Consider the following 8,490-nt stretch of genomic DNA (forward strand, 5'->3'; position numbering starts at 1 on the left):
TGGTTAGCCTCCCAGCTTGCTCTTGTCGCGCACCGCGCCTTTGTCGGCGCTGGTGGCGAGGGATGCGTAGGCGCGCAGCGCGAACGAAACCTGACGCACGCGGCCGTGCGGCGTATAGGCCGCTTCGCCGCGCGCTTCTTCCTCTTCGCGACGCGCGTGCAGTTCGTTGTCCGGCACCGCCAGCCTGATGCCGCGGTTCGGGATATCGATCTCGATGATGTCGCCATCTTTCACCAGCGCGATGGTGCCGCCGCTGGCCGCTTCCGGCGAGGCGTGGCCGATCGACAGGCCGGAGGTGCCGCCAGAGAAGCGTCCGTCGGTGATCAGCGCGCAGCTTTTGCCGAGGCCCATCGATTTCAGGTAGGTGGTCGGATAGAGCATTTCCTGCATGCCCGGCCCGCCTTTCGGCCCTTCGTAGCGGATCACCACTACGTCGCCCGCCACCACTTTGCCGCCGAGGATCGCTTCAACCGCGTCATCCTGGCTTTCATAGACTTTCGCCGGGCCTTTAAAGGTCAGGATCTCTTTGTCTACGCCCGCGGTTTTAACGATACAGCCATCTTCCGCCAGGTTGCCGTAGAGCACCGCCAGACCGCCATCCTGCGAATAGGCGTGCTCGCGGGTGCGAATGCATCCCTCGGCGCGATCGTCATCCAGCGTGTCCCAGCGGCAATCCTGCGAGAAGGCCTGGGTGGTGCGAATGCCCGCCGGACCGGCGCGGAACATATCCTTCACCGCCTGGTCTTTGGTCAGCATGATGTCGTACTGATCCAGCGTCTCGCGCATCGTCTGCTGCAGGATGTTGCGCGCGCTGGTGTCGATCAGGCCGGCGCGATCCAGCTCGCCGAGGATGCCGATAACGCCGCCGGCGCGGTGAACGTCTTCCATATGGTATTTCGGGGTGCTCGGCGCCACTTTGCACAGCTGAGGCACTTTGCGCGACAGGCGGTCGATATCGGAGATATTGAAGTCGATTTCGCCCTCCTGCGCGGCGGCCAGCAGGTGCAGAACGGTGTTGGTGGAGCCGCCCATGGCGATATCCAGCGTCATGGCGTTCTCAAAGGCCGCTTTGGTGGCGATGTTACGCGGCAGCATGTTCTCGTCATCCTGCTCGTAATAGCGTTTGGTCAGGCTCACGATGCGCTTGCCCGCGTTGATAAACAGCGCTTTGCGGTCGGCGTGGGTCGCCAGCAGCGAGCCGTTGCCCGGCTGCGACAGGCCCAGCGCTTCGGTCAGGCAGTTCATTGAGTTGGCGGTGAACATGCCGGAGCAGGAGCCGCAGGTCGGACAGGCGGAGCGTTCGATCTGTTCGCTGTCGGCGTCGCTGACGTTCGGGTTGGCGCCCTGAATCATCGCGTCGACCAGATCCAGCTTGATGATTTTGTCGGAAAGCTTGGTTTTTCCCGCTTCCATCGGACCGCCGGAGACGAAGATCACCGGAATATTGAGGCGCAGCGACGCCATCAGCATGCCCGGGGTGATTTTGTCACAGTTGGAGATGCAAACCATGGCGTCGGCGCAGTGCGCGTTGACCATGTATTCGACCGAGTCGGCGATCAGCTCGCGCGACGGCAGCGAATAGAGCATGCCGCCATGGCCCATGGCGATACCGTCATCCACCGCAATGGTGTTGAACTCTTTGGCTACGCCGCCTGCCGCTTCGATCTGCTCGGCAACCAGCTTGCCGAGATCGCGCAGGTGGACATGGCCCGGCACAAATTGGGTGAATGAGTTGACCACGGCGATAATCGGCTTGCCGAAATCGGCGTCGGTCATTCCTGTGGCGCGCCACAGGGCTCGGGCACCCGCCATATTGCGGCCATGCGTGGTGGTGGCGGAACGGTACTTAGGCATGCTCTGTTTACTCCAGTCTGTAAATGACGCGGGCACTGCTGCGCCCGCGTTACTCTCTTGTTATGGGTTAACCTGATCCAGCCAGCCGTATTTGTCTTCGGTTTCGCCCGTAAACAGGCCGAAGAAGGCTTTCTGGATTTTTTCGGTTACCGGGCCGCGTTTGCCTTCGCCAACCTGAATGCCGTCAACGCTGCGTACCGGCGTGATTTCTGCGGCGGTACCGGACATGAAGATCTCGTCAGCCAGGTAGAGCGATTCGCGCGACAGCACCTGCTCACGTACTTCGATGCCCATATCCTGCGCCAGCTTGATGATGGCGTCGCGGGTAATGCCCGGCAGCGCAGAAGAGGTAAACGGCGGAGTGAACAGAATGCCGTCTTTAACTTCAAACAGGTTTTCGCCCGCGCCTTCGGAGATATAGCCGTTGGTGTCGAGCGCGATGCCTTCCTGATAGCCGTGGCGGCGCGCTTCGCTGCCCACCAGCAGAGAGGAGAGGTAGTTGCCGCCCGCTTTCGCCGCGGTTGGCAGGGTGTTCGGCGCCACGCGGTTCCAGGAAGAGACCATGGCGTTGATGCCGTTTTCCAGCGCTTCGGCGCCCAGATACGCGCCCCACGGGAAGGCGGCGATGATCACGTCAGTGGTGTAGCCGTCCGGCGGGTTCACGCCCAGACCAACGTCGCCGACAAACGCCAGCGGACGGATGTAGGCGCTTTTCAGATTGTTGTCGCGCAGCACTTTACGCGTCGCTTCCATCAGCTCTTCGACGCTGTATTGCAGCGGGAAACGATAGATTTTGGCGGAATCGTGCAGACGCTGCATGTGTTCACGGTGACGGAACACCACCGGGCCTTTGTGCGAGTCGTAGCAGCGCACGCCTTCAAACACAGAAGTACCGTAGTGCAGCGCGTGAGACATGACGCTGACTTTCGCGTCTTCCCACTTAACCATCTCCCCGTTGAACCAAATAAAGTCTGCTTTCTTCGTGCTCATTCTTATTTCCTTTCACGACCAGGCGTGGATTTGTTGTGATGTTTGTTGCTGGATCTCGACACTGGCGACATCCATAAGTTTGCTTAACTGTGAAGACAGTAAATCGACTGAACGCTGGCTGGCAACGGTCATTTCGATATTAATGGTTTCGCCGTTCGCCACTGCACCCATGTTCATGGCGCAAACCTGAAAGCCGCGATGACGGACGACGCGTAAAATGCGCTCCAATATTTCAGGACGAAAGCGGGCTTCGATAGACAATTGGTGCTGGTTCATACGGTTTTCTCCATCATGTTTGCGTTGCTGGCGCCAGGCGGCACCAGTGGCCAGACGTTTTCATGCTCATCAATCGCAACATGCAGGAAGTAAGAACCTTCGCTGTTCAGCAGAGCATCAAGTGCGGCGTCGACCTCATCTTTACGGCTAATACGCTGGCCTGGAATATCAAACGCGCTGGCCAGCGTCAGAAAATCGGGGTTGTCGGTCAGAATGGTTTCGCTGTAGCGACCGTCGAAAAAGAGCTGTTGCCACTGGCGCACCATGCCGAGACGCTGGTTATCCAGCAGCAAGATTTTCACCGGCAGCTTCTTGCGCTTGATGGTGCCCAGCTCCTGAATGTTCATCATGATCGAGCCGTCGCCCGATACGCAGATCACGGTGTCGTCGGGACGCGCAACCTGCGCGCCGACCGCTGCCGGCAGGCCGAAGCCCATAGTGCCGAGGCCGCTGGAGGTGATGAAATTCTCCGGCGCGCTGAAGTTCATATGCTGCGCGGTCCACATCTGGTGCTGGCCGACGTCGGTGGTGATGACGGCGCTCGCCGGCTTGCGGTCGGAAAGCTGCTTCAGCAGCAGCGGCGCATAGATCGCCTCGCCGGGATGATCGTAGCGCCAGTTGAACGCCGCTTTCATCGCCTTCACCTCTTCGCGCCAGCCTTCAATTTGCAGCGGCATGCTCAGCGCGGGCAGCACCTGATTCAGATCGCCCTGCAGCGACACGTGTGCGCGGCGCAGCTTGTTCAGCTCGGCGGGATCGATGTCGATGTGGATTACGCTGGCGTGTGGCGCGAAGGTATCGAGCTTGCCGGTAACGCGGTCGTCAAAGCGCGCGCCGACGGCAATCAGCAAATCACAAGACTGCACAGCCAGGTTCGCCGCTTTGGTGCCGTGCATACCCAGCATGCCGAGATAGACGTCGCTGTCGCTGTCGGCGCTGCCGAGGCCTTTCAGCGTGGCGACCACTGGAATGCCGGTCTGCTGTGCCATAGCGCGCAGCGCGGGAACCGCCTGCGCCATGCCGACGCCGCCGCCGATATAGAGCATCGGCTTATGCGACTGCGCCATCAGCGCGCGCGCCTCTTCAATATGCTGCGGCGAATGCGCGATCTGCTCTTCAACCGGCAGCAGATGGGGCGTCAGCTCGGCGCTGGCGATCTGGATATCTTTAGGGATGTCGACCAGTACCGGACCCGGACGGCCTGACTGCGCGATAGCGAAGGCTTCCGCCATTACCGAGGGCAGCTCGTCTAGCGATTCAACCAGGAAACTGTGTTTGGTGCAGGCCAGCGACAGGCCTAAAACGTCGATCTCCTGGAAGGCGTCGGTGCCGATAAACGCCGAAGAGACCTGGCCGGTGATGGCGACGACCGGCACGGAATCCATCATGGCGTCCGCCAGGCCGGTGATTAAGTTGGTCGCGCCGGGACCGGAGGTGGCAATGCAGACGCCGGTTTTGCCGGTGGCGCGGGCATAGCCGATCGCGGCGACCACCGCACCTTGCTCATGACGACACAGTAGGTGTTCCACGCCGCCATCATAGAGCGCGTCGTACACGGGCATGATGGCGCCGCCAGGATAACCAAACACGGTTTCGACACCCTGCGCGCGTAAAGCCTGAACTACCCACTGTGCACCTGTCATGGTTATTCTCCTGTATCCTTAGGGGAACAACAGAATTTTATGCTACTGCTCATTGTTTGCTCCTCGGTAATTCGCTGAGATTTGCACTGGTCGAAAAAAAACCCCCGGACCTTTCGGTGCGGGGGTTTTTCGAATTCCAGGCTTGATTTTTAAGCCTTTCTTTCTCCAAGCGTAGCCCCGCACGGTGGGTTAATAATCACCACCACGCTAATCACGACTAGGCTAATCACTTGTAGAAGGGCTTTCATCTGTTGTCTGTTTTTTCGTTTGTTCGAAGTAATACCTACAGAGTTATCACAGTTATGCAGGGGATGACAACTTTTTCCATCAGATTTTTTTATGCCTCTGCGCGTGCCAATCAGCTATCAGACTGTAAACACTGACTTATTTCAGGGTTGATAAATATTCATTACGACCGTGACGCAATAAGAAAGGAGAGATTTGCCTGTTCGCTCGAGAAAAAAAGCAATGCCGTGCATAGCCGCCTGTTTTATTCAGGCCTCTCTCGAAGCCTGAGCGATTCGCCATCGCAGTCGCGTTTTCTGCGCGCCATAATCGCCGCGTTAAGGAGCGGTTATGACATTGTCCAGAGTGCTTACCCGAGCAGCGATTGGCGTCGAGGCGCCGTTGGTCACCATCGAAGCGCATATCAGCAACGGCTTGCCCGCGCTGACGCTGGTGGGATTGCCCGAAACGACGGTCAAAGAGGCGCGCGAGCGGGTGCGCAGCGCCATCATTAATAGCGGGTTCAGCTTTCCCGCAAAGCGCATCACTATCAATCTGGCGCCGGCCGATCTGCCTAAAGAGGGCGGCCGTTACGATCTGCCGATGGCCATCGCTATTCTGGTGGCGTCTGAACAGCTCTCTGACGCGAAACTGACGCAGCATGAGTTCGTGGGCGAACTCGCGCTTAACGGCGCGCTCTGCGGCGTTCAGGGCGCCATTCCGGCCGCGATGGCGGCGATGCGCGCCGGAAGAGAGCTGATTCTTTCGGCCGAGAATCAGCAGGATGTCGGCTTGATCCAGCATGGCGAGACGCGGGTCGCTTCGCACCTGCTGGAGATCTGCGCGTTTCTGCAAGATCAGGCTGCGCTTTCCTGCGCACGCGTTCAGCAGGCTAGTGCCGATCAGGCGGCAGAAGATCTACGCGACATCATTGGGCAGGATCAGGGGCGGCGGGCGCTGGAAATTACCGCGGCGGGCGGACACAACCTGCTGCTGATCGGACCGCCCGGCACCGGCAAAACCATGCTGGCGACGCGGTTGCCCGGCATCATGCCGCCGTTGAGCGATAGCGAGGCGCTGGAGTGCGCGGCGATCGCCAGCCTGACGCAGAACAGGACGCTGTCTCAGGCGTGGCGTAAGCGGCCGTTCCGCGCGCCTCACCATAGCGCTTCGATGTATGCGCTTATCGGCGGCGGCTCTTTGCCTCGTCCGGGCGAGATTTCTCTGGCGCACAACGGCGTGCTGTTTCTGGATGAGCTACCGGAGTTTGACCGTCGGGTGCTGGATGCGCTGCGGGAGCCAATTGAGTCAGGTCATATCGCCATTTCGCGCGCGCGCGCAAAGGTAACCTATCCTGCGCGCTTTCAGCTGGTTGCGGCCATGAACCCGAGCCCGACCGGACACTATCAGGGTCAGCATAATCGCTGTTCGCCGCAGCAGGTGCTGCGCTATCTGAGCAAGTTGTCGGGGCCTTTTCTCGACCGCTTCGACCTGTCGATAGAGGTGCCGCTGCTGCCAGGTGGGATATTAAGCAAGCGACCTGACGCAGGCGAGTCTTCAGCAGAGGTCGCTGCGCGCGTAATCGACGCACGCGCGTTGCAAATGGCGCGCGAAGGTAAAATTAACGCGCACATGACGCATGCCGATATAAAACAGTGGTGTGATATTGCCAGCGAGGATGCGGTATGGCTGGAAGAGGTGTTGAATCAGCTTGGGCTTTCGGTACGCGCATGGCAGCGTATTTTAAAGGTGGCGCGCACAATTGCTGATTTAGCGGGTGAGGAGAGGATTTTGCGCTGTCATCTTCAGGAAGCGGTTAGTTACCGCACTATCGATCGCCTACTCATTCATCTGCATCGCAGTCTGGAATAAAAAATGGGGCTGATGGCCCCATTCTGCTTAATCGTCGCTGTCGCTGTAATCTTCAACGGTATCCATCTGAGGTTTGCCGCCTGACAGGGTATGGAAACGCTTAGGACGCTTAATGCGCGTCGTGTATTTGGACCATACGCGTTCAGCTTCGGTTTGCGGCTCACGCAGACCACGACATACTTCTAAGAAAAGACGCTCTTCTTCCGTCGTCGGCTCGCGTTTTGCTAAATCGAGTTCGTTGAAAGCAAAACCGTGACGCTCCAGCAGTTGGGCCTCTTTGATGGTGAAATCACCATGCCGCGAGAACCCGCGCGGATAATGTTTGTTATCAAAGAAACGATTTGTGGTTGAGAAGCTTTCCGCCATCTTACACGCTCCTGATTCTCTTATGGCCGAGCTATTAATGGCGCGGAGTATTAGATAGGCTTGACAGAGTGTAAAACAAAACATTTAAATCTATACGACAAACAATTTTTGGGAGAAAGCTGTGGATACGGAATTACTGAAAACTTTCCTGGAAGTGAGCAGAACGCGCCATTTTGGCCGGGCTGCGGAAGCACTTTACCTCACACAGTCCGCCGTCAGCTTTCGTATTCGTCAGCTGGAAAATCAGCTAGGCGTTAACCTGTTTACTCGCCATCGCAATAACATACGGCTCACGTCGGCAGGGGAACGCCTTCTGCCCTACGCGGAAAGCCTGATGAGCACCTGGATGATGGCGAAGAAAGAGGTTTCACACACGCAGCAGCACCATGAGCTGTCGATAGGCGCCAGCGCGTCACTATGGGAAGCCTATCTGACGCCGTGGCTGCAAACGCTTTATGAGAACCGTGAGAGCCTTCATCTTGAAGCGCGCGTGGCGCAGCGGCATCTGCTGGTAAAGCAGCTGCATGAGCGACAGCTGGATCTGCTGGTCACCACCGAAGCACCGAAGATGGATGAGCTGACCAGCCAGCAGATTGGCCATATCTCTCTGGCGCTTTTCAGAGCGCGTAAAACAGAGAAGCGTGAGAAGTATGATTATATCAAGCTGGAATGGGGCGCGGACTTCCATCAGCACGAGAGTTACCTGTCAGGCGGCGACGACGTGCCGGTATTAACCACCACCTCTGCGCACGTTACGCGCGAGCTGCTCTATACCACGGGTGCGTGCGCCTTTTTGCCGGACTACTGGCATAGCCTCTACAGCGATCTGATGGTGATCCCCGATACGCCGGTGGCTGTGCGTCCTTTGTATGCGGTGTGGCTGCAGAACAGCGACCAGCAGGCGCATATTCGTCAGCTGTTGAAGTTTCCGGTTCTGGCGCGTTGATGAGTGCTGAGTAAAGTGAATTAAGGTGAAAAGAGGCTGATCTGTCGGCCTTTTTTACTTTGGCTGGATGACAGGCAAAAAAAAAATCCTTCGCCGAAGCAAAGGATTCTTTTTTCTGGCAGGGGCGGAGGGACTCGAACCCCCAACACCCGGTTTTGGAGACCGGTGCTCTACCAATTGAACTACGCCCCTAAAGAGGGTGGCGGTGCGGACGGGACTCGAACCCGCGACCCCCGGCGTGACAGGCCGGTATTCTAACCGACTGAACTACCGCACCACCGAATACTGCTGCTACCAGCGGGGTCTCGCTGATAACCG

General features: G+C 58.2%; 8 protein-coding genes and 2 tRNA genes. 2 read left to right on the forward strand and 8 right to left on the reverse strand.

The features are described 5' to 3' along the window. Positions 1-3: 3 nt before the first annotated feature. From ilvD to ilvL, 5 genes are all read right to left on the reverse strand, one after another. Positions 4-1,854: a dihydroxy-acid dehydratase gene (gene ilvD, locus B2J69_RS04395; RefSeq protein ID WP_081136796.1), complete on the reverse strand. Its 1,851-nt coding sequence runs from the start codon at positions 1,852-1,854 to the stop codon at positions 4-6. Positions 1,855-1,914: 60 nt separating this feature from the next. Then, complete coding sequence (locus B2J69_RS04400) at positions 1,915-2,844, reverse strand: branched-chain amino acid transaminase (protein WP_081136798.1); 930 nt, start codon at positions 2,842-2,844, stop codon at positions 1,915-1,917. A 12-nt stretch (positions 2,845-2,856) separates the two neighbouring features. After that, a complete protein-coding gene (gene ilvM, locus B2J69_RS04405; protein WP_081136800.1) occupies positions 2,857-3,120 on the reverse strand; it encodes an acetolactate synthase 2 small subunit in 264 nt (87 codons plus the stop codon). Next, positions 3,117-4,763, reverse strand: a complete 1,647-nt coding sequence (gene ilvG / locus B2J69_RS04410; RefSeq protein WP_081136802.1) for an acetolactate synthase 2 catalytic subunit — start codon at positions 4,761-4,763, stop codon at positions 3,117-3,119. Before ilvG ends, ilvM begins: the two co-directional genes overlap by 4 nt. 149 nt (positions 4,764-4,912) lie before the next feature. Then, the gene (gene ilvL, locus B2J69_RS04415) at positions 4,913-5,011 is read right to left on the reverse strand and encodes an ilv operon leader peptide (protein ID WP_071813600.1); all 99 of its coding nucleotides are present in this window, start codon (positions 5,009-5,011) and stop codon (positions 4,913-4,915) included. A gap of 328 nt (positions 5,012-5,339) precedes the next feature. Between ilvL and B2J69_RS04420 the strand changes: the two genes are divergently transcribed. Further along, positions 5,340-6,860 carry a YifB family Mg chelatase-like AAA ATPase gene (locus B2J69_RS04420; protein ID WP_081136804.1) on the forward strand — a complete coding sequence of 507 codons (1,521 nt, stop codon included), beginning with the start codon at positions 5,340-5,342 and terminating at the stop codon, positions 6,858-6,860. Between the two features lie 27 nt (positions 6,861-6,887). Here the strand turns inward: B2J69_RS04420 and B2J69_RS04425 are convergent, their stop codons facing one another. Continuing rightward, entirely contained in the window at positions 6,888-7,226 is a 339-nt protein-coding gene (locus B2J69_RS04425) for a DUF413 domain-containing protein (protein WP_033753510.1), read from the reverse strand. A 121-nt stretch (positions 7,227-7,347) separates the two neighbouring features. Here B2J69_RS04425 and hdfR point away from each other — a divergent pair, with 121 nt between their 5' ends. Then, positions 7,348-8,172, forward strand: coding sequence for an HTH-type transcriptional regulator HdfR (gene hdfR, locus B2J69_RS04430; RefSeq protein WP_081136806.1), 825 nt, complete (start codon positions 7,348-7,350; stop codon positions 8,170-8,172). A gap of 116 nt (positions 8,173-8,288) precedes the next feature. Here hdfR and B2J69_RS04435 read toward each other — a convergent pair. Together B2J69_RS04435 and B2J69_RS04440 are read right to left on the reverse strand one after the other, a co-directional pair. Further along, positions 8,289-8,364, reverse strand: a tRNA-Trp gene (locus tag B2J69_RS04435). 8 nt (positions 8,365-8,372) lie between these two features. Then, positions 8,373-8,449: transfer RNA gene (locus tag B2J69_RS04440), tRNA-Asp, on the reverse strand. Between the last annotated feature and the right edge of the window lie 41 nt (positions 8,450-8,490).

Origin of the sequence: Pantoea latae, from assembly GCF_002077695.1 — a bacterium.
GTDB lineage: Bacteria > Pseudomonadota > Gammaproteobacteria > Enterobacterales > Enterobacteriaceae > Pantoea > Pantoea latae.